The sequence below is a fragment of the Paenibacillus sp. AK002 genome, assembly GCF_053903045.1.
Genome location: NZ_CP096377.1, coordinates 4111762 through 4133094, shown reverse-complemented (window position 1 = coordinate 4133094; position 21333 = coordinate 4111762). Strand labels below are relative to the sequence as shown.

Sequence of the window (21333 nt, the reverse complement as noted above, 5' to 3'; positions counted from 1 at the left end):
GCGTGTTAGTCCAGACTTCCGAGATCGTTGGCAAGCATCTGATGGCTTTCCTTATCCGTTACCTTGTCGAGATAACTTGCCGCTTTTTGCTTGGATGCCAATGCATGCTCCTTGTTCCCCAGAACCAGATAGGCCCGCGCTTCCGCTTCGTATCCGTAACCGATGTAGAAGGGTTCGAGGTTAGCCGATGACCCGATCGTGATGCAGCGCTTGGCGTAATGCAGTGCTTGATCGCCCTGACCCGTTACCGCGTATACTCGGGAGAGCTGCCAATACCCGATGGACAGGTTGCGCTCTGTATGATCCGCCACCCGGCTCCAATGCCAAAAGGAAGCATGACACATGTGAATCATGTTCTCTTCGTCTTCCCGCGTCCGCAGCTTCTTCTCCAAGATATCCCAGACCTGATTGAAGCAGTTTATTGCAAATTGTTTATGTAAGTTTGAATCTTGAATGTCCATGCCTATGTCCTCCGATATATGTACGCATTATAAAGCAGGTAAATGGATCGTAAAGGTTGTCCCATGATCAGGAGTGCTCTCCACGTTCATCGTACCGCCGTGATTATGAATAATATTCTTGGTAATCATGAGACCGAGTCCCGTGCCGGTGTCTTTCGTTGTAAAAAAGGGCTGTCCCAGTGATTGGATCTGATCCTGTGTCATCCCAACTCCTTCATCCTGCACGATAATTTGCACCTCGGGCCCGCTGTGCACAATGTCCAAGGTGATGCTTCCGCCGTGATTCATCGCTTCCATCGCGTTTTTCAGCAGATTGATGAACACTTGCTTGAGCTGGTTGACTTCGCCCTGTACATAGATCGGAACCAGTGGATAATGGGGAATGATCTCTATATTCTTGAGAGCGGCTTGCACCTTCATCAGCGTAATGATCTGATCCAGTATGGCCGACACGTCGATGGGTCCGCTCACGTGGGCGCCCTGCGGTTTGGAGAGCACCAAGAGCTCATTGACGATGAGCTCGATGCGTTTGAGCTCCGATTCGATGATTTCAAAATAAAGCTCGTTGCTGCGTTCCGCGGATCGCAATAGCTTCACGAATCCATTAATCGATGTCAATGGATTTCGAATTTCATGAGCGATGCCGGCGGCCAATTGGCCGGCGGTCGTCAGCTTCTCGGATTGCATCACGCGGTCCTCTTCCATCCGCTGCTCCGTGATGTCCTTGAAGATGCCGACGGCCGCATTCTCGCCTTCATATTGTATGATTAACGTGAATCCCGTGACCATCTTCTCCTGCCCGTCCAGACAGCGTATCAGGTAATCGACGCTTCCGATTTCACCGCTCTCGGCATACGTTGCCCTGCGTTTCATCAATGCGTGATGATATGATGCGTCGACGATCACGTCGGTTGAAATGCCCAGCACGTCACGGGAGTGCATCGCATTGACGAGTCGGATTCCGGCAGAATTAACATAGTGAACAATGCCTTTTTTAGTTATGAGTACGGAGAGAGGGAGCTCTTCCAGCAGCTGCAGAAACGAATTTTCCTTCTCGTTCAGCTTCTGTTCCTTCTGCTCCAGCTGTTTCATGAGCTGTCTCAGCAGCGTTCGATCCTCGAATTGTACCAAGTATCCCTTGGGCTCCTGCTCCGGATCGTGATCAACGCTGCAGCGTGCACTAAGGTATAACTCGCGATCAGACGGATGACGGTAAGCATATTCAACCGGGGGGACGAATGGCTGATGGCCCTGGGCAGCCCTAGCGTTCTGAATCACTCGATTCAATAACCCACGGAGGCTGTTTTCTTCTTGCGGCGCCCCGGCAGTTAACTCCTGCGGCGAGTAACCCAACAGATCACATAGTGCCGAATTGACCTTAAGAATCGTTCCATCTAGCGATACCAAAGCCATACCGATTACAGATTGTTCAAAGGCAAAATCATGATTAGGGGTTGAATAGGGCAGCACTGCAAGTCTCCTTTCAAATTTCTGGGAGGAATTGAATGTACCCATATTATAAGTGGGGCGATTTCATTCATCAATCCTTTAAATTGATAGATCTAAGCAGAATTTCTTTTTTGTGTAAAATGTCAGTATCACCCATCCCATTCTCTGCTGATTGAAAGCATGAGCCCCCTATAGCATCGAATCATCCATTCAAGAATGGCAAGGAAGCGATGCGTTCCGCCACTCTTGAGGAGAAACCTGTTGCGTCCATGATTTAAAGTTTCTCAGCCTTTGAATGCTTGATCCAAAGATAGCTTGAGCTCATCCGTAATGGGGCCCATCGGCAGGCGCAGGGTGTCGGATGAGATAAGGCCTTGCTTGGCAAGCAGCCATTTTAGCGGAGCGGGATTGGATTCTGCGAACAACTGATGAATAACGGGAAGCAGCACTTCAAACTCCTTTTCGGAACGAGAATAATCCCCCTGGACAGCTAATTGATAGACACGAATAAAAGCCTCGGTATTCACATTGGCCGACGCCAAAATGCCCCCCGATGCACCATGACAAAGCATCTCATGAAAGCGGACATCGTCTCCGCATAGAACAGGCTTCGTATCGTATGGAGACAAGCTTCTCATAAGCTCTGTACTCGCAGTGCTGTCCTTCATTCCGATGACACCGGGGATCTCCATGATTCTTCGAATGGCATCGACCGGTAAGGAAATTCCGGTGCGCGAAGGAACTTCGTACAAAATAACCGGTATCCCCACCTCCGCGACGTTGCGGAAATGTTGTATAATGCCCTCAATCGAAGGGCGGCTGTAATACGGCGTGACCACCAATACCGCGTCTGCCCCGATATGTCCTGCCCATTCCGTCCGCTTCATGCTGGAGAACGTATCGTTGGTACCCGTACCAATAATGACCGGCAATTGCCGCCCATCCAGACCTTTTCGCGTTTCCTCCATCACCTGAACGACCTCTTCCCAAGTTACCGTCGGCGCCTCTCCGGTCGTGCCGTTGATGATCAATCCTTGAATGTCATGGGATAACAAATTCTCCAAATAACGATGATAAGACGGAACATCCAATGCGTATTCATATGAAAAGGGAGTGACCACCGGAACATAAATACCTCTCAAATCTTGCGGACTCAACATGATCTTTCCTCCATTTCATGAATTGTGGCTTTACTTTACCATGGGAATCGGGATCGGTGTTATCTATAATAATAGATAGTTATTATCAATATTATTGATGAGGAGAGAGCGATGGAACTGATCTATCTGCAAACCTTCAGGGAGGTTGCTGTTCGAAAGAGCTTTACTAAAGCTGCTGACGAATTGGGTTATGCACAATCCAGCGTTACCACCCAGATTCAGAAGCTGGAGAAGGAATACGGCGTCAAGCTGTTTGAACGGTATGGCAGAGGCCTGCGCCTGACGAAGTCAGGGGAGGAGCTGTTCAAGTATGCTATCCAAATGCTGGATCTGTTCCACCAGTCTAAGGAAAAGCTGACGAAACAAGGCGGGGGCGTCTTATCGATTGGAACGATCGATTCGCTTGCCGCATATTTTCTTCCATCCGTCCTTCATCGGCTAAGACAGGAGCATGAAGATCTTGCCATCCGCTTGCAAACGGATCGTGAAGATAGCATCGTCAGTAAGGTAAGAGAGGGTGAGTACGATCTCGGGCTTATTCTGGAGAACAAACCGGAAGACACTTCATTGAATTGGATCTCGATCCGGGAAGAGCCCCTCCATCTGATTGCCCATCCGGATCATCCGCTTCGCAGGTTGCCCGTCATCGAGCTGGAGCATCTGGCTAATTACGAATGGATTATGACCGAGGATACTTGCAATTACCGGATCATGTTGGAAAAAGTGCTGCGCGCCAGTGGAGCTCCCGTCCGTATTGGTTTGGAATTGGGCAACCCCGAGGCGATCAAAAGATATATCATGTCCGGTACCGGCATCTCACTATTGCCGAGAATGGTAGCAGAGGAGGAAATCAAGAGGGGAGAGCTGGCGATTCTTCCCTTTCAACACCCTGACATTCGACTGGACATCCAGATTGTCATTCATCCTAAGAAATGGCTGTCACACTCGCTTCAGGATATGATCGAAATGTTGAAATCTAAATCTTAAAGACGCAGGCTGATATTGCATTTAACGAAAAGATTCAGTATCATTTATGTAACAATGTATAGGTTTATGTGTGACTGGCGTAGCATGGGGAACCATGAGGGAGCACATGGATGACAACGGCCGTACGCCTGGGCAGAGGTAAGGGAGTTTATTTCCCTTACCTCTTTATTATTTTCTTGGGCTTCTATCGTCTCTGAAACTATGAAAAGGGGATAAAACAACGATGTTCAAAACGAAAAAAATATTGCTGCTGGGATCCGGAGAACTAGGGAAAGAAGTCGTAATTGAAGCACAACGATTGGGTGTCCAAACCGTAGCCGTCGATCGTTATGCCGATGCTCCTGCCATGCACGTTGCCGATCACAGCCATGTGATCGATATGCTGGACGGAGAGAAGCTGCGCGCTATTATTGAGTTGGAAAAGCCGGACCTGATCGTTCCGGAGATTGAAGCGCTGGCTACTTCGGAGCTGGTGAAGCTGGAGGATGAGGGGTATCGGGTGATTCCTACCGCCAGAGCCGCAAAGCTTACGATGGACCGTGAAGGGATCCGCCGGTTGGCATCAGAGGAGTTGGGACTGCCGACTGCGGACTATCGATTTGCCGATACCTATGAGGAATTCAAGCAGGCTGTCCTGGACATGGGTTTTCCGTGCGTGATCAAACCGCTGATGAGCTCCTCCGGCAAAGGTCAGAGCGTGTGCCGTTCTGAAGGGGATATCGAGTCCTGCTGGAACATCGCCATGGAAGGCGGCCGCGTGCAGAACGGAAGAGTGATCATTGAGGAATTCATTTCATTCCAGTCGGAAATCACGCTTCTGACCGTCCGCTCCGTAAATGGAACAAGCTTCTGTGCGCCGATCGGGCATATTCAGGAAAGCGGAGATTATATCGAATCGTGGCAGCCGCACGACATGTCTGAAGCGCAAATCGTGGAGGCTAAATTTATTGCGCGGAAGATTACCGACGAGCTTGGCGGATACGGCTTGTTCGGCGTTGAATTATTTTTGGCCGAGGATAAGGTGTACTTCAGCGAGGTATCCCCGCGTCCGCATGATACTGGGCTGGTTACGCTGGTCACGCAAAATCTATCCGAATTTGCGCTTCATGTCCGTGCCATTCTCGGGTTTCCGATACCAGAGATCGAATTGATCACGCCGGGAGCCAGCCGCCCGCTGAAAGCCGGCCGAGAGCTGGAAGACTACACGATTACAGGCGCCGAGCAAGCGCTGGCCGTTCCGAATACGCAGCTTCGCATGTTCGGCAAACCGGTAACCAAGGCCGGAAGACGAGTAGCAGTCGCGCTGTCAAGCGCCGGCGATGTCGAAGAAGCGCGGTCACGCGCGAAGCTGGCATTGGATAAGCTTGCCGTCGAAGAGGCATAAACATCGGAATTCCATAGGGATATCACATGTCATCATGTTGAAAAGGCCAACCGAAATGACCGGTTGGCCTTTTCGGTTATAGAAAAATCAAGGATCCAAATCGGGTACAAACTCTTCTGATCTCGAGTACTTGCTTTTAGTTTTGATTTCGGGAATAAATAGGGAGAAATTTATGTTCTTTCATGATAAGATACACAAGAATACAAACGACCCTCACCCATTATAATGTTTCCATTCGATGCGATAAGCGCTGCTTGGAGCATAATATTTCAAATAAACCTCTAGAGGAACGTTTATTGACGGCATAGGAGAATCTACATGAGAGACATGACGCAAGGAAGTCCGATCAAGCTGATTATCATGTTTACCATCCCGCTTTTGATCGGTAATATTTTTCAACAATTTTACAACATGGCAGACACCCTTATCGTGGGACGTACCATTGGCGTGAACGCACTTGCAGCCGTTGGCTCGACAGGCAGCATTTTGTTTTTTGTCATCGGCTTTGCCCAAGGCTTGACGGCTGGTTTGTCTATCATAACCGCACAGCGTTTTGGAGCTAAGGATATCGCAGGCGTCCGCAAAAGCGTGGGAACGAGCGTATGGATCAGTCTGGTGTTCACGGTATTCCTCACCATCGTGAGCGTTATATTTACGAGGCCCGTCCTCGTCATGATGAACACCCCTGCCGAGATTTTGGATGATGCGTATTCGTATTTGATCGTCATTAACTGGGGCGTCGGCGCTGCCGTTCTGTTCAATTTGCTGGCTAACCTGCTCCGTGCTCTCGGCGACAGCCGGACCCCGCTTCTCTTCCTGGTCGTTGCAAGCATTCTGAACATCGTGCTCGACCTCTTATTCATTCTTGCATTTAAGATGGGAGTAGCCGGAGCCGGACTTGCCACGGTTATATCGCAGCTGTTCTCTTGCCTGCTCTGTCTGATCTACATTCATAAGAAGGTCCCGCTCCTTCAATTCAAGAATGCCGACTGGTCCATCGATTGGAAATTTATACGCCAGCATATGTGGGTAGGTTTTCCGATGGGCTTCCAAGCCTCCATTATTGCAATCGGAGCCATCATTCTTCAGATCACGCTAAACGGTCTCGGGGCAACAGCCGTTGCGGCTTATACCGCGGCTCAGAAGATTGATATGCTCGCGACGCAGCCGATGAGTTCCTTCGGGATTACAATGGCGACTTTTGCTGCTCAGAACTTCGGAGCGAATCGCATAGATCGGATCAAGCTGGGGGTTAAGCAGTGTATTTGGCTCTCAGGATCATTCAGCATCGCCGTGGGCCTGCTGGTTATATTCGCGGGTCCTGCCGCCGTCAGCCTTTTTGTGGGTCAAGGCCAAGAGGAATTGCTGTCGCTCAGCAGGCTGTATTTCTTATCGAACGGCAGCACCTATCTGCTTCTGTCGCTGCTCTTCATCTACCGCTTCACGCTTCAGGGGCTTGGTCAGAGCTTAATTCCCACTGTGGCGGGCATCATGGAGCTGATCATGCGGGTACTGGCTGCTATCTTCCTGACCGCGCAGATCGGCTTCCTCGGTGCAAGCCTGGCAAATCCGCTGGCTTGGCTGGGCGCCGTCATCCCGCTCGGCATCGCTTACTATCTGAGCATCAAGAGGTTGAGCACGCCGGTAAAACCCGTCTCCGTACCCGTTCAGGCGTAAGGAATGCTGCACAATCGAATTCGGAACGAATCATGACTCCAGGAACAGGGAAACACTGTTTCGCTGGAGTCGTGCATTCGTTCTTTTTTTGTTACAAAAAACATAATGTGGAAGATTCCCAATTTGGGTGCGGCGAGGTAAGATCACTATAGATTCAGTTTGCAACCGAACAGGACAGAAACGGGAGGGGTCGCATTGTATAAAGTGCTGTTAGTGGATGATGAAGCCGATGTGAGAGAAGGCCTCGTTCAGGAAATCCAATGGGAAGCCTGCGGATTCGAGATCAAGGGGACGGCGGAGAACGGAAGAGAGGCCGTGGAGGCTGCGGAGCGGTTGGAGCCGGATGTCGTTATTACCGATATCAGTATGCCCTTTCAGGATGGACTGCAGCTGGCCTCATGGCTAAGGGAGCATCAGCCGCTGTGCAAAATCGTGATTTTGACCGGCTATGACGAATTTGATTACGCCCGCCAAGCGATTACGCTCAGCGTGGATGAGTATTTGCTCAAGCCGTTCTCTGCCGAAAGCTTCATGGAGTTATTAGGCAAGATCAAGGACAAAATCGATATGGAGGTGGCGGAGCGTGAGGACGTGCGCCAATTAAAGGAGCATTACCGGACAAGCCTGCCTTTGCTACGGGAATCGTTCCTGGTTTCGCTGTTAACCCGAAAACTGCCCCGCTCCATCATTGAGGAGAAAACTCGGAATTACGGCCTTCCGCTGAACGGCGCCTGTTATCTCGCCGCGGTGTTGGCTTTATATCCGGCGGCTGAGCATAAGGAGAGTGCTCCATCAAGCTCCCTGCGGCATTCCGGCGATATGGACTTGATGCTGCACGCTATGCTGAACATTGCGAAAGAGCTGATGGATCCCCTTTCTTTTGGAAGCGCATTCATATACCAGGATAGCATCGTGTTCTTGATTACGAATGACGGCTGCGAGGACGAGTCGTGGTTTGGCGACCTGCAGGTGGCACTGGACCGTTTGCTCAAAAGCATTCTTCACTATCTGAAGCTGCCGGTTACGATCGGCGTGGGTTCCAGGGTCCGGACTCTGTCCGATCTTAAGCACTCCTACCAGGATGCGCTGCTGGCGCTGGACTACCGGCTGATTCTCGGTGCAGAGAAAGTCATCTTCATCGATGACGTGGAGAGTCCGAGGCAGGAAGGGATCCGTCTGGACGAATTGCAGGAGCAAGCGCTGATCCGCAATCTTAAGCTCGGAACCGCGGAGGAATTAAGTGAATCGATTACGCACATATTCGATGAGCTGATCGGAGCATCCTGCACGATTCAAGAGGTTCAGATCTATCTCCTGGAAGTCGTAACGGCCATACTTCGAACGGCTAAAGAATCCGGGATCGAGCTTGAGGAGATGTTTGGAGCGGGGTATCAGCTGCATGCCGAGATCTTCAAGTTTTCCGGACTACAGGAGGCTAAAGCTTGGCTTCAGGATGTCAGTTTGGCCATCCGCAAGCAAATCTCCAACTCCAGGCAGCATGCCTATAAAGACATCGTGGAGAAAGCGCTGGAGTACACGCGGGAGCATTACGACGACCCGGATATATCGCTGCAGAAGCTGTGCATGCACCTGCATATCAGCACAGGCTATTTTAGCGGCGTATTCAAAAAAGAGCTCAAAATGACCTATGTGCAGTACTTAATGCAGCTGCGGATGGAAACGGCCAAGGAGCTTTTACGTTCCACCGACCTGAAGGCTTTCGAAATTGCGGAGCGCGTCGGGTTTGCCGATCCGAATTATTTCAGCTTCTGCTTCAAGAAGCAGGTCGGCGTTTCGCCTAAGGAATATCGGGCACAAGCGAGGGGGTAGGGCATCGGTGAAAATCACGTATACGAAGCGATACTCGATTCTACCGTTCGTACAACGATGGGTTAAGCGATTCCGAACGCACAGCATTCAATCCATCATCATGTGGTCCTTCTCGGCGTTCATTCTGCTCATTGTGATCGTGGTAGCCGTACTGCTCTTCAATAAATTCTCGCGATCGGCAGAGCAAAGCGTATTCCTGAATGCCCAGCAAATCGTGGACCAGGTTAGCTATAATCTCGAGGATTACGTGGACGGGATGGCGCAGCTGTATCGGGCGATCGAGGAAAATATGCTGGCAGACGGGCAGTGGGACGATGAGCAGGTGACAAAACAGCTCGATACGATCATGCGAAGCCGAGATGACATCGTCTCTATCGCTTTGTTTAATGATCAGGGCGACCTGCTGCGGAACCATCCGGCCATTCCGGTCAAGTCCAGCGCCAAGGTGACGGAACAGAGCTGGTTTCACTCGGCCATGAGAGTCTCCGACCATCTGAGCTTCTCGCTGCCCCATGTTCAGAATTTATATGACCACACGTTTGAATGGGTTGTCACGATGAGCAAAGGCATTACGGTCGTTCATGACGGGGAGCCGATGTACGTCATTCTGCTGGTGGATATCAACTTCAAGAAGATCGACGAGCTGAGCAGCCGCATCAGTCTAGGGAAGCGCGGGTATGCGTACATCATCGACGAAGGAGCGGGAAATATCGTGTACCATCCGCAGCAGCAATTAATCTACATGGGGCTTCGGAATGAGAGCGTTGAGCGTGCGCTGACCTCCTCGGAGAGCTACATCGATGAATCGGATGGGGTCAAGCGGCTCAATACGGTCAAATCGGTCGTCAACATTGGCTGGAAAATCGTTGGCGTATCCTATTTGGATGAGATCATGACCACAAGAGAAGAGGTCAACCGTTATTTGGTCCGGGTGGTTGCCATTGTCTTGGTGCTGGCCATTGCGGTATCCCTGATTCTTTCGGCCATGCTCACCCGGCCCATTCGCCGCATGGGCAGAACGATGAAAGCCGTGGAACGTGGCGATTTCGACGTGGAGCTCCCGTTGCAGGGGCCGCTTGAAGTAGTGCAGCTGTCCAGCCGTTTCAACCTGATGCTGAATAAGATCAGGCAGCTCATGAAACAGATTGTGAAGGAGCAGGAATCGAAGCGTAAATATGAGCTGGAAGCCTTGCAGGCCCAGATCAACCCTCATTTTTTGTACAACACCCTGAATTCGGTTGTTCGCATGGCAGGAATGAGCAAGAAGGAGGAGGTCATTACGATGATTACTTCCTTGTCGAAGCTGTTTCGTTTGAGCTTGAGCAAAGGGAAGACATCGATAAGCGTCCGGGAAGAGCTGGAGCACGCACGGCATTATTTGACCATACAACAGATGAGATATAAACAGAAATTCGATTTTGTAATCGAAGCGGACGAAGCCGCGCTATCCTGTTACACCCTCAAGCTGGTGCTTCAGCCTTTAATCGAGAATGCCATCGTGCACGGCATCGAGTATATGGTGGATCAGGGGCATATTCGCATAGGGGCAGCCGTAAAAGGCGAATTGTTGGAAATGACGGTTACGGATAACGGGGTTGGGATGACACCCCAGATGGTTGAAGGGATCTTGGACGCTAAAGAGACGCCTCATAACCCGGCTCCATTTATCAATACGGCCGGTTCAGGCGTGGCCGTTCGAAATGTTCATGACCGAATTCGTCTGTATTACGGCAAACGGTACGGGCTGGAATTCGAGAGCGAGCAGGAGGCGGGCACTACCGTTCGCATACGGATTCCGGTCATTCACGATATGGACGAGGAGGAACGCGAGCATGATTAAAACTTTTCGGCCGCTGCGGTTACCGATTGGACCTAGGGGCTGTTTCGCTGCACTTGTCGCAGTCCTGATCCTTTTAACATCGTGTTCATCCGATACGGACCCGGATGAGGAGCCCGAGCTTCAACATATTGCCCTTGTGGCCCCCGTACACGCCGAAGAGCAGGGGGATGCGATCCGTTTAGGCGCCGAGGCGGCCGCCAAGGAATACGGATTGGCGCTCGATTATGTTTTCCTGGAGCCTAGCGACGATGAGGATGAGCAGTTGCAGGCCGCTTTGAAGATGTTGGAGAAGGGTGTCTCCGCGATCTTGATCGACCCGGCATCGGAGGCAGTGCTGCAGGAATTAGGCGATAAGGCAGCTGCAGCGGGTACCCCCGTGATTGCATTGAATGATGAACGAATGACCACAGGCATCTTATCCGCGATCGCGATCAATAATGAAGCTGCCGGACGCAAGGCGGGCGAGCAGCTGGCCGACTTGCTTGAAGGTCGAGGTACAGTAGCCATCCTGCGTTCCGACAGGGAGGACCCCGACTTGATCGCCCGCGAAGAAGGAGCCAAACAGGCATGGTCAGATATCGGCGGAATTGAAATAGCGGGCGGCGCGGCTTGCGGCAAACGCGAGGATGCATGCTGGCAGGCCGCCAAACAGCTGCTGGATCAGGGCGCCGTCGACGGAATTCTGGCACTCGATATTCAGGCTTCCTTGGGAGCGGCTAAAGAAGTCGCAAGGCGGAAGGTCGAAGGGGAGATCAAGATTGTCACCTTCGGCAGCGATCTGGAACAGCTTCAGCTTCTTCAGGATGGCGTCCTTCATAAACTCGTGGTACAGAACGGCTTCAGCACGGGCTACTTGGGCGTAGAGCAGGCTGTGAAGGTAATGGACGGTTCGAGATATGATAAGCCGATCGTGCTTGAGACCAAGGTGATTGATGCCGACAATATGTTCTGGATGGATAATCAGAAGGTGCTGTTTCCATTTGTGAAGTAAGGAAGTCACGAAACAAAGGTAAAGTAATGAGAATTTTGCTAGAAATCAGGAGAATTTTGAATTCGAATATCAGAGTCATTCCGGCATAATGGCGGTAGTCAGTGAGATACGGCTTCCGAGTTCCGTAGCCAGCACTGAAATATCGAATGAATCAGGGAGGTCAACCCAAGTGAAGAAAAAATGGCTGTTTGTCCTAATGGCAGGCATGATGCTCGCCACTGCGGCATGCAACAACGGCGGGAGCAGTTCAACCGGCAGCGATAGCACGGGCGGCGACGTGGCAGGCGGCAGCACGCCTCAAGTCGGGGTGGCGATTTACAAGTTCGACGATACCTTTATGACAGGCGTTCGGAATGCGATGTCCGATGCAGCGAATGGCGTAGCCAAACTGGATATCGTGGATAGTCAAAATGCGCAGCCGACCCAGAATGAGAAAATCGATCTGTTTATCTCGAAAAAATACAGTTCCATGATTATCAACCCCGTAGATCGCACGGCAGCGGGCGTCATTATCGACAAGGCGAAAACCGCCAATACGCCGGTGGTTTTCCTGAACCGGGAGCCGATCGCGGAAGACATGAACAAATGGGATAAGGTTTATTACGTAGGGGCGAAGGCGGAGGAATCCGGCACGATCTCCGGCCAGCTGATCGTAGATTATTGGAAAGCGAATCCGAAGGCAGACAAGAACGGGGACGGCAAGCTGCAGTATGTGCTGCTGCAGGGGGAGCCGGGCCATCAGGATGCTGAGCTGCGGACCAAATTCTCCGTTCAGGCGATTCAAGACGCCGGCATTGAAGTGGAAGCGCTTGCGGTGGATACCGCCATGTGGGACCGCGTGAAAGGACAAGAGAAGATGCAAACCTTCCTCGCGTCCCATGGCGACAAGATTGAAGCGGTGCTGGCCAACAATGACGATATGGCGCTCGGAGCGATTGAGGCATTGAAAGCGGCAGGGTATTTTAGCGGCGACAAGTACATGCCGGTCGTGGGCGTCGATGCGACGGCTCCCGCCGTCCAGGCGCTGGAAGATGGCACTCTTCTCGGAACCGTGCTTAACGACGCCAAGAGCCAGGGCAAAGCTTCCGTTGCCATTGCGGCCGCGCTCTCCAAAGGGGAAACGCCGAACAAGGAGAATACCGGATTTGATATTACCGACGGTAAATACGTGTGGATCGCCTACAAAAAAATAACGAAGGACAATATCGCCGACGCGAAATAATGGCAGGGTTATAAGAAGGGGCAGCGGCTCATCGTAGCGTTGTCCCTTTATATTGGACTCTTTTGGCCCGGAAAAGCGAAGGAGGTATTCAAAGTGGCGGAATCATATGTGCTGGAGATGCGGAATGTATCGAAGGCGTTTCCAGGCGTTCAGGCATTAAGCGACGTAACGTTCAAGGTAAGACCCGGAACCGTGCATGCGCTCATGGGCGAGAATGGGGCCGGCAAATCAACGCTGATGAAATGTTTATTCGGCATCTACAAGCCTGATGAAGGCGACATTTACTTAAACGGCGACAAGGTCGCCATCAACAGCTCCAAGGATGCATTAAATCACGGAATATCCATGATTCATCAGGAGCTTCATCCCGTGCCGCACCGCAATGTGATGGAGAATATATGGCTGGGGAGATTTCCGATGACGGGCTTCTGGCCCTTGAAATTCGTGAACGAGAAACAGATGGCAGCGGACACGCTTCGGCTGTTCCGCGAGCTTGATATCGATATTGATCCTAGGGCAAGAACAGGAGCGCTTTCGGTGTCCAAGATCCAATCGCTTGAGATTGTCAAAGCGGTGTCCTATCACTCCAAAGTGATCGTAATGGACGAACCGACCTCATCCCTGACCGGGAACGAGGTGGAGCATCTGTTCAGCATTATGAACAGGCTGCGGTCGCAGGGTGTGTCCATCGTCTACATCTCGCACAAAATGGAAGAAATTCTGCGCATATCCGATGATGTCACGATCATGAGGGACGGCAAGTACGTGGGAACCTGGCAGGCAGGAGAATTGACGACCGATTTGATCATTACCCGTATGGTGGGACGGGATTTGACGGAGCGCTATCCTGAACGGACGAACATGCCGGGCGAAACCCGGATGCAGGTCCGGCAATTAAGCTCCTCTAATCCGAAATCGTTTCAGAATGTATCCTTCGAGCTGAGAAAGGGCGAGATTCTGGGCATTGGCGGCCTTGTCGGCGCTCAGCGTACGGAATTGGTTGAGGCTCTCTTCGGGCTTCGTCCGGTGGCCTCCGGAACCATATCGATTAACGGGAAACCAGTGAAGATCAAGTCGCCTTCCGATGCGAAGAAAAACAACATGGCACTGCTGACGGAGGAGCGTAGAGTCACCGGCATATTCCCGGTACTCTCGGTCTACGAGAATACGGTCATTGCCAATCTTCAAAGGTATCAGAATTGGGCGTTCCTGCTGAATGAACGCAGAGGCATCGAGGATGCGCGAACGAACGTGGAGAAGCTGAGAACCAAGACGCCGTCGGTCAATACCCAGATTCGAAATCTGTCGGGCGGGAACCAGCAGAAGGTGCTGCTGGCGAGATGGCTGCTTACGGAGCCCGAGATCCTGCTGCTGGATGAGCCGACCCGCGGGATCGATGTTGGCGCCAAGTTCGAGATTTATTCCATCATTACGCAGCTGGCGACGCAAGGGAAGAGCATCATTATGATTTCCTCCGAAATGCCCGAGCTGCTCGGAATGTCCGACCGGATCATGGTGATGAGCGAAGGGCGGATGACAGGAATTCTGGAAGGGCAGGAAGCAAGCGAAGAGGAAATCATGCGGCTGGCCGCACAGCAGCGGTCGGCCGATCCGGGAGGGGAAGTCGATGAATTCGCAAGCCATCGTTAAGGTTAAGGATTATTTGGCGCAGCGCGCCATATTCGTAGTATTGATACTGCTCGTCATCGGGATTGCCGTCGCAGATCCCAACTTTCTGGCCTTTTCCACATTGCGGGATATTCTGCAGCAATCCTCGACCAGATTGATCATCGCGCTGGGAGCGGCATTCATTCTGATCACCGGCGGGGTAGACCTTTCCGCAGGTCGCGTCGTAGGCTTAACCGCGGTCGTATCGGCTTCGATGCTGCAAACGGAGGTTTATGCGAACCGATTCTTCCCGGATTTGCCCCAGGTATCGGTTCTATTGCCGATCCTGATCGGCATCATAGCGGGGCTTATCGTCGGTCTAATCAATGGTTTCATCGTAGCCAAGCTGCATGTGCCGCCGTTCATTGCGACGCTCGGTACGATGGTCGGGATATACGGCGTCAATTCCATCTATTTTGATATGGAGCCGAACCAGTCCCAGCCGATCGGCGGCTTACGATCGGATTTTACCGTGTGGGGCAGCGGCTACATCGACTTCGGCGGCGGTTACTCACTCCCATACATCGTCATCATCGCTATCTTTGTTGCGTTCATCTGCTGGGTCATCTTCAACAAGACCCGGCTCGGCAAAAACATGTATGCCATTGGCGGCAACGTGCAAGCCGCGCATGTATCGGGGATCAATGTCGCTCGCAATCTCATCGCGATCTACGCCATTTCCGGTGCACTGTACGGCATCGCCGGCGTGCTGGAGGCTGCAAGAACCGGTGGTGCGACCAACAACTATGGCAACATGTATGAACTGGATGCGATAGCGGCATGCGTGGTCGGGGGCGTATCCACGGCTGGCGGCATCGGCACGGTGCCTGGCGTGATGGCCGGGGTTCTGATCTTCGGCGTTATCAATTACGGTTTAACCTTTATCGGCGTCAGCCCTTATTGGCAATTGATCATCAAAGGGCTTATTATCGTAGCAGCGGTAGCATTTGACATTCGCAAATACATGGCAAAAAAATAAGAGGGAATGTGGCCGCAGGAGTATATCCTGCGGCTTTTGCCATAGATTATAGAATTTATTAGTTTTCAGCGGAGCTGAACAATTCAATAATCGGAAGAAAAACTTCCTCTAACGCGGTCTGTCTTCTGAGAAGTACGTCGATCGGCGTTTTTCTTATAATCATCAACTACAGGAGGTGCTGTCATGGCCGAGAATAGAAACACATTGAATGTGGCGGTGCTGGGCTGCGGCCCCATATCGCAGTACGGACACTTCGAAGCTTGCCGGAGGGCGCGCAATGCACGCCTTTATGCGATATGCGACGTCGCGGAGGATTTGCTGAACCGCATGGCCGAAATCCATCAGCCGGTACGAACCTACAAGGATTATGACAAGATGCTGGCAGATCCCGAGGTGGAAGCTGTCATCATTGGCATCGCGGATCAATTTCACGTGAAAGCCGCACTTAAAGCCATCGAAGCAGGAAAACATGTTCTCGTGGAGAAGCCGCTTGGCGTCACCGTAGAAGAGTGTGAGGAATTACAGCGGAGAGCAAGGGATTCCGGTTGTGTTGTCCAAATCGGAAACATGAAACGCTTTGATCCCGGCATCGCTTATGCCAAACGGTTTATTGAGCAAGAGATGGGGGAGATGCTGGCTCTGAAAGCATGGTACTGCGATTCCACCTACCGGTATACGGTCACCGAAAACGTGCAGCCGCTGGTGCGGCTTAGTCCGAATGCCCTGAGGCCGGAAGGTAATCCGAAGCTCGATAAGCTGCGTTATTACATGCTGACGCATGGCAGCCATCTGGTGGATACGGCCCGCTTTTTAGGGGGGGACCTGGTGAGCGTGACGGCATGGAATACGCAGAAGTTCGGCGCATATAACTGGTTCGTCACCGTTCAGTTTGCATCGGGCGCTGTAGGGCATCTGGATCTTACGGTCGCCGTCCGGATGGACTGGCATGAAGGCTTTCAAATTTACGGTGAACACGGAAGCGTTGTTGGCAAGACCTACAATCCGTGGCTCTTCAAGTCAAGCGACGTCGAGGTGTTCTCCTCGCGCGACGGTTGTTATCACAGGCCGCTAGGCGAAGATGCGCATTTCTTCAAGCTGCAGGTGGAAGGCTTCGCGGATACGATTCTGGAGCAGGCACCCATGCGAGGAGCCGATCTGGATGACGGAGTAGCAGCCATGCGCGCGATGGCGGCGATTGCCAGATCCGTTGAGAGCGGCAGGACGGTAAAGCTGGCTGAAGTATCGGGAGGCGTATGAGTGATGAGATTGGGCATATTCTCCAAGACGTTTGAGAGGCCGACACTGGAAGAAAACTTGGACGCTGTTATCGCTGCCGGATTGGAGGTCATCCAGTTCAATCTTTCCTGCGCCGCTCTTCCGTCGCTGCCGGAAGCCGTCGACCTGGGGACCGCGGCACATATTCAAGCAGCGTGCGAGAATCGGCATCTTCAGATGGCCGCCGTATCCGGTACCTTCAATATGATCCACCCCGATCGGGGGAAACGGCAGGATGACATTCGCCGGTTTCGCCATTTGGCAGCGATGTGCCAATCAATGGGGACGACCGTCATTACCCTGTGCACAGGCACGAGAGATCCAATCGACATGTGGAGAAGGCACATGGACAACGATTCGCCGGAAGCATGGGATGATCTGCTAAGCACCATGCAGGTATTGGTGAATATAGCAGAAGAATTCGGGCTTGAGCTGGCCGTTGAACCGGAGCCGGCCAATGTGATCAGCGATGCCGTCAAAGCCAGACAGCTGCTGGACACGATGCGTACTCCACGGTTGAAGGTGGTACTGGACGCAGCGAATTTGTTCAATCCGAACGACGGAAAGGCTTTGACAGAGGTGGTAGATCAAGCGCTGTCACTGCTCGGTGAACATGTTATTATCGCTCATGCCAAGGATTATTCGACAGTAGATGGATTCCGGTACAGGGCTGCCGGAACCGGAGAACTGGACTATGAAGCATACATTCAGCTTCTGCGCGCTTATCGTTTTGACGGACCGCTGATTCTTCACGGCTTGCATGAAAGCCAGGTGACGCAAAGCGTCTCTTATCTGAAGTCTCTTATAAATGCCACGTGATGAGACGACAGGCTACCATGAAGCCCAAGAAACGCATGGGCTTCATGGACCATCTTGTTGATCCTCATGGAATCTTCACAAGTTTCAGTTACAATGGGGACTTATGTTACAGTTGACTTGAACTGATGAAGGATTCTATAAGGAGATACCAGAATGAAAACCATATTAATCGTGGATGATGAACCGAATATTCGAGAAGTTCTTGTATCTTATTTGAACAAAGAACGTTACTTGACGCTGGAAGCGGCGAACGGTGCGGAGGCATTCGATTGCCTGCGAGGACAAGCCGTGGACCTTGTCCTATTGGACCTCATGCTGCCGGATATGGACGGTGAACGGATATGCAAGGAAATTCGAACGTTTAGCTCGGTCCCCATCGTGATGTTAACGGCTAAGGTGGCTCAGAGCAGCCGGATCGGCGGATTTGCGATCGGAGCCGATGATTACATCGTGAAGCCGTTCGACCCACGGGAAGTCGTGGCAAGGGTCAAGGCTGTCTTGAGGCGGGGGGATGACAGCAAGCTGCTCGCGGACGTCATTGTGTATGATGAAGGCGCATTGGTCATCCATTCGATGAAGCATGAGGTCACCAGCCATGGACAAATCGTGAATTTGACGCCGAGCGAATATAAACTGCTGCTGCTGTTGGCCAAATACCCGCAGCGGAACTTCTCCCGCGAAGAACTGGTCGACCGGGTGTTAGGTTATGATTTTATCGGTGATATCCGCATTATTGACCAGCATATCAAGAATCTGCGGCACAAGATCGAATCCGACCCGAGGCAGCCGAAGTATATCCTTACCGTTTACGGATTCGGCTACCGCTTCGGAGGTGACGGGGCTTGAAGCATCGGCTTGACCTGAGGCTCGCCGCCATCATTATCAGCATCACGGCAGGGATCCTGATCGTGTTTACCGTGATCAACATCGTGACGAACCATTACCATATCGCGATGTACCAGCAGCAGTCCAGCGGGCACAGCGGAATGGATGAGCTGAACTATCATTTGGAGCAGGCGCAGATGCAATCGATTATCTTAACCTGCCTGTTATCGATTGCCATAGCCTCCATAATAGGAATCTATGTAGCAAGAAGGATTTCGGCTCCCCTCGTCCAGATGAAGCGGGCGGCAGAAATGATGACGCAGGGAAAATGGGATATCCGCGTGGCAGCCGGGGGGTACGATGAAATTGCTGGGCTTGGTGCTTCGCTGAATGAGCTGGCCGTGCAGCTGCAGAAACAGGAGTTGCTTCGCAGGAACATGACGCAGGATATCGCGCATGAGCTCCGAACGCCGCTAACCACGTTAAAGAGTCACACCCGTGCACTCGAGGACGGGGTATGGGAGCCGACTGCAGAACGTTTCCGCACCTGCTTGGATGAAATCGACCGTTTGATTCAGCTCGTCACGGAGCTGGAGGAGCTGCACGATATGGAATCCCCGGAGTTTCAGCTGTCCCGGTCCGAGCAGGATCTGAGCCATATTATGGAGAGAGCCGTCACGTTGGCGAAGGCGATGTATCATGAAAAAGAAGTGAGTCTGCATTATGCCAGCAGTTCGTCGATCACAGCCGAGGTGGATCCAGACCGGATGCTCCAGATTCTGATCAATGTGTTAAGCAATGCCTTGCACTACACCCCGTCCGGCGGTACGGTGCAAGCCCATCTCGTGGACGAAGGGGCCGATGCCCTGATTCGGATTCGGGATTCGGGACAGGGCATCTCCCAATCCGATCTGCCGTATATATTCGAAAGGCTGTATCGGGGGGATAAGTCGAGGAATCGGTTAAGCGGCGGAAGCGGAATGGGGCTGGCCATCGTCAAGCAGCTGGTTTCCGCTCATGGCGGCCACGTGTGGGCCGAAAGCGGAGATGAGCATGTTGGCGGCAGCTGCTTCTATATTCGGATTCCGAAAAAGATTAAATAAACACGACAAAAAAACCGGATCAGAAGATCCGGTTTTTCCATCCCATTAGCTTGGCTGCGCTCTCAACATAATAGTAATCGCCATAAATGAGCGAGACGTTTATATTTTGTCCGGCAGGCAGATGCCCGGTGGCCTCTTTCAGTATGCCTTCATAATCCGGGTCATCCCATTCGGCGTAACGGTTCGTCAAGGAGTCGATGATACGCAAGGCACTGCTGCGGTACAGAGCGCTTTCGGCTTGCGGGACGAGGTCCGCGATTTCAAGCAGCCCGGATGCGGCGCAGGATGCCGCGGATGTATCCCTTGGCTCCGGTGCCATTGGGGATGTATCCGTTCCATCATGATCGGGGTATTCCAAATCCTTGCGCTCCGCCCGAAAATCCCAAAGCGGAATGGAATCTTCCTGAAGGGAAGCCACGAAGTAATGAGCGACTCGCTTGGCAGCGTCGAGATACCGAATATCGCCGGTATACCGATAGGTGTTCGCCATCCCGTGCAAAGCCCAGGCTGCTCCCCGACTCCAGGCCGATTCCGGTCCAAAGCCTTGTCCGCCGAGCGATTCCATATATTCGCCCGTCAACGGGTCAAACCGGCAGATGTGCCGAACCGAGCCGTCGGGTCTTATGAAATGCTCGACAACCGTATTGGCCTGCTCTCTGGCAATATGAGCGAATCTCGGATCACCGCTCTCCTCGGAAGCCCAGAACAAGAGGGAGAGATTCATGGTGGAATCGATGATGGACCAGCCTTCGTTTCCGTGGTTCCACGAGGTAGGCTTCACCTGATTCCAAGCGCGAATGAATCTGCCGACGGGGTTATACCTTCCTGCGAGCAGGGTAGCCGCCAACAATCCTCTCCGCCTGGCATCCGGATCGCCGGTCAGTTTATATTTGATGACGGCCGTCGGCAGAAACTGAAAGCCTACATCGTGATGAAAGTTACTGTCCCCGATCAGCGCCTGTTCAAGCCGAACATCCCATTCCCAAGCCAACTCCTTATACTGCGGCTGCTTGGTCATATCATACATCATCCATAGCATCCCCGGCCAAAAACCGGAGGTCCACCAATCGATCCGGGTGGAATCATAGATCCCGTTCTTTGTCGTATGGGGAACTTTGCCTTGTAGCTGACCCGTCATACGCATTACTTTCTTTTCTAGTTTCCCCCATAACGACGCATAGGTCGTTTCCTCTTCCTTAACTTGACCGTTCATCGCAAAGCCTCCCATAACTGATGGCATCGAGCGGCCCGAGTTGGCTGCTGTTTGGAACCATTGTTCCACAGAACGCCTCGGAATTCTATACCAACCGCTTAAGAACTATTGAAATAACAAGCCGATCTTAAAAAAACACAAGCCGCCGATGCACCTAAAAAAAACACAAAGGAACCGATCTTCCTCCATTGCTGTCCGGTCATAAAAACTTATAGGATAAGGATATTCATCACATCCATTTCCTAAGGAGGCGATCAGCCGATGCCGCAAATTACGATTAAAATGTACGAAGGACGCACGGATGAGCAGAAGAACGAAATCGTTGATGTTTTTACAAAGGAGCTGTCGCGGATCATTGACCGGGAGCCTGAATTTATCAGCATCCGGTTTGACGAAATTCCGATAGATGACAACGCACCGGCCCATTTGAGAAACAAGAGGTGATGACAG

At 52.0% G+C, this 21333-nt stretch carries 18 protein-coding genes and 1 riboswitch; of the genes, 14 read left to right on the top strand and 4 right to left on the bottom strand.

The window, feature by feature from the left end:
• Positions 1–5: 5 nt before the first annotated feature.
• The 3 genes from M1D70_RS18105 to dapA form a co-directional block, all read right to left on the bottom strand.
• Entirely contained in the window at positions 6–461 is a 456-nt protein-coding gene (locus tag M1D70_RS18105; protein WP_456287561.1) for a hypothetical protein, read from the bottom strand.
• Positions 462–488: 27 nt separating this feature from the next.
• A complete protein-coding gene (locus M1D70_RS18100) occupies positions 489–1931 on the bottom strand; it encodes an ATP-binding protein (RefSeq protein ID WP_456287560.1) in 1443 nt (480 codons plus the stop codon).
• 263 nt (positions 1932–2194) lie between these two features.
• On the bottom strand, positions 2195–3070 hold the full coding sequence (gene dapA / locus M1D70_RS18095) for a 4-hydroxy-tetrahydrodipicolinate synthase (protein ID WP_456287559.1): 876 nt from the start codon (positions 3068–3070) through the stop codon (positions 2195–2197).
• 111 nt (positions 3071–3181) lie between these two features.
• On the opposite strand from dapA, the gene M1D70_RS18090 reads away from it, so the two are divergent.
• From M1D70_RS18090 to M1D70_RS18030, 13 genes are all read left to right on the top strand, one after another.
• Entirely contained in the window at positions 3182–4057 is an 876-nt protein-coding gene (locus tag M1D70_RS18090) for a LysR family transcriptional regulator (RefSeq protein WP_456287558.1), read from the top strand.
• A 60-nt stretch (positions 4058–4117) separates the two neighbouring features.
• Positions 4118–4198, top strand: a riboswitch (ZMP/ZTP riboswitch).
• 82 nt (positions 4199–4280) lie between these two features.
• Positions 4281–5441 carry a phosphoribosylglycinamide formyltransferase 2 gene (gene purT, locus M1D70_RS18085; RefSeq protein ID WP_456287557.1) on the top strand — a complete coding sequence of 387 codons (1161 nt, stop codon included), beginning with the start codon at positions 4281–4283 and terminating at the stop codon, positions 5439–5441.
• 318 nt (positions 5442–5759) lie between these two features.
• Positions 5760–7118 (top strand): MATE family efflux transporter, encoded by a 1359-nt coding sequence (locus M1D70_RS18080; RefSeq protein ID WP_456287556.1) that lies wholly within the window; start codon positions 5760–5762, stop codon positions 7116–7118.
• A gap of 195 nt (positions 7119–7313) precedes the next feature.
• Positions 7314–8948: a response regulator gene (locus M1D70_RS18075; RefSeq protein WP_456287555.1), complete on the top strand. Its 1635-nt coding sequence runs from the start codon at positions 7314–7316 to the stop codon at positions 8946–8948.
• A gap of 7 nt (positions 8949–8955) precedes the next feature.
• Complete coding sequence (locus tag M1D70_RS18070) at positions 8956–10788, top strand: cache domain-containing sensor histidine kinase (RefSeq protein WP_009596038.1); 1833 nt, start codon at positions 8956–8958, stop codon at positions 10786–10788.
• Positions 10781–11779: a substrate-binding domain-containing protein gene (locus tag M1D70_RS18065; RefSeq protein ID WP_456287554.1), complete on the top strand. Its 999-nt coding sequence runs from the start codon at positions 10781–10783 to the stop codon at positions 11777–11779. Before M1D70_RS18070 ends, M1D70_RS18065 begins: the two co-directional genes overlap by 8 nt.
• Before the next feature lie 196 nt (positions 11780–11975).
• Complete coding sequence (locus M1D70_RS18060) at positions 11976–13001, top strand: galactose ABC transporter substrate-binding protein (RefSeq protein WP_456290459.1); 1026 nt, start codon at positions 11976–11978, stop codon at positions 12999–13001.
• Between the two features lie 117 nt (positions 13002–13118).
• Positions 13119–14651, top strand: coding sequence for a sugar ABC transporter ATP-binding protein (locus tag M1D70_RS18055; protein WP_456290458.1), 1533 nt, complete (start codon positions 13119–13121; stop codon positions 14649–14651).
• Positions 14629–15648 carry a galactose/methyl galactoside ABC transporter permease MglC gene (gene mglC / locus M1D70_RS18050; RefSeq protein ID WP_009590733.1) on the top strand — a complete coding sequence of 340 codons (1020 nt, stop codon included), beginning with the start codon at positions 14629–14631 and terminating at the stop codon, positions 15646–15648. Before M1D70_RS18055 ends, mglC begins: the two co-directional genes overlap by 23 nt.
• Before the next feature lie 183 nt (positions 15649–15831).
• Positions 15832–16905, top strand: a complete 1074-nt coding sequence (locus M1D70_RS18045; RefSeq protein WP_456287553.1) for a Gfo/Idh/MocA family oxidoreductase — start codon at positions 15832–15834, stop codon at positions 16903–16905.
• A 3-nt stretch (positions 16906–16908) separates the two neighbouring features.
• Positions 16909–17742 (top strand): sugar phosphate isomerase/epimerase family protein, encoded by an 834-nt coding sequence (locus M1D70_RS18040; protein ID WP_456287552.1) that lies wholly within the window; start codon positions 16909–16911, stop codon positions 17740–17742.
• A 153-nt stretch (positions 17743–17895) separates the two neighbouring features.
• Positions 17896–18588: a response regulator transcription factor gene (locus M1D70_RS18035; RefSeq protein ID WP_009590956.1), complete on the top strand. Its 693-nt coding sequence runs from the start codon at positions 17896–17898 to the stop codon at positions 18586–18588.
• On the top strand, positions 18585–19670 hold the full coding sequence (locus M1D70_RS18030) for a sensor histidine kinase (RefSeq protein WP_009590934.1): 1086 nt from the start codon (positions 18585–18587) through the stop codon (positions 19668–19670). Before M1D70_RS18035 ends, M1D70_RS18030 begins: the two co-directional genes overlap by 4 nt.
• A 19-nt stretch (positions 19671–19689) precedes the next feature.
• On the opposite strand, the gene M1D70_RS18025 is transcribed toward M1D70_RS18030, so the two are convergent.
• Complete coding sequence (locus M1D70_RS18025) at positions 19690–20883, bottom strand: glycoside hydrolase family 88 protein (RefSeq protein ID WP_456287551.1); 1194 nt, start codon at positions 20881–20883, stop codon at positions 19690–19692.
• 261 nt (positions 20884–21144) lie between these two features.
• Between M1D70_RS18025 and M1D70_RS18020 the strand changes: the two genes are divergently transcribed.
• Entirely contained in the window at positions 21145–21327 is a 183-nt protein-coding gene (locus tag M1D70_RS18020; RefSeq protein WP_009590941.1) for a tautomerase family protein, read from the top strand.
• Positions 21328–21333 lie beyond the last annotated feature (6 nt).

Excerpts from the sequence above, each read along its gene's own strand:
- purT (WP_456287557.1), top strand. The coding sequence starts at position 4,281 with ATGTTCAAAACGAAAAAAATATTGCTGCTGGGATCCGGAGAACTAGGG.
- M1D70_RS18065 (WP_456287554.1), top strand. The coding sequence starts at position 10,781 with ATGATTAAAACTTTTCGGCCGCTGCGGTTACCGATTGGACCTAGGGGC.
- mglC (WP_009590733.1), top strand. The coding sequence starts at position 14,629 with ATGAATTCGCAAGCCATCGTTAAGGTTAAGGATTATTTGGCGCAGCGC.
- M1D70_RS18020 (WP_009590941.1), top strand. The coding sequence starts at position 21,145 with ATGCCGCAAATTACGATTAAAATGTACGAAGGACGCACGGATGAGCAG.
- dapA (WP_456287559.1), bottom strand. The coding sequence starts at position 3,070 with ATGTTGAGTCCGCAAGATTTGAGAGGTATTTATGTTCCGGTGGTCACT.
- M1D70_RS18060 (WP_456290459.1), top strand. The coding sequence starts at position 11,976 with ATGGCAGGCATGATGCTCGCCACTGCGGCATGCAACAACGGCGGGAGC.
- M1D70_RS18055 (WP_456290458.1), top strand. The coding sequence starts at position 13,119 with ATGCGGAATGTATCGAAGGCGTTTCCAGGCGTTCAGGCATTAAGCGAC.
- M1D70_RS18045 (WP_456287553.1), top strand. The coding sequence starts at position 15,832 with ATGGCCGAGAATAGAAACACATTGAATGTGGCGGTGCTGGGCTGCGGC.
- M1D70_RS18025 (WP_456287551.1), bottom strand. The coding sequence starts at position 20,883 with ATGAACGGTCAAGTTAAGGAAGAGGAAACGACCTATGCGTCGTTATGG.
- M1D70_RS18105 (WP_456287561.1), bottom strand. The coding sequence starts at position 461 with ATGGACATTCAAGATTCAAACTTACATAAACAATTTGCAATAAACTGC.
- M1D70_RS18090 (WP_456287558.1), top strand. The coding sequence starts at position 3,182 with ATGGAACTGATCTATCTGCAAACCTTCAGGGAGGTTGCTGTTCGAAAG.
- M1D70_RS18035 (WP_009590956.1), top strand. The coding sequence starts at position 17,896 with ATGAAAACCATATTAATCGTGGATGATGAACCGAATATTCGAGAAGTT.
- M1D70_RS18080 (WP_456287556.1), top strand. The coding sequence starts at position 5,760 with ATGAGAGACATGACGCAAGGAAGTCCGATCAAGCTGATTATCATGTTT.
- M1D70_RS18040 (WP_456287552.1), top strand. The coding sequence starts at position 16,909 with ATGAGATTGGGCATATTCTCCAAGACGTTTGAGAGGCCGACACTGGAA.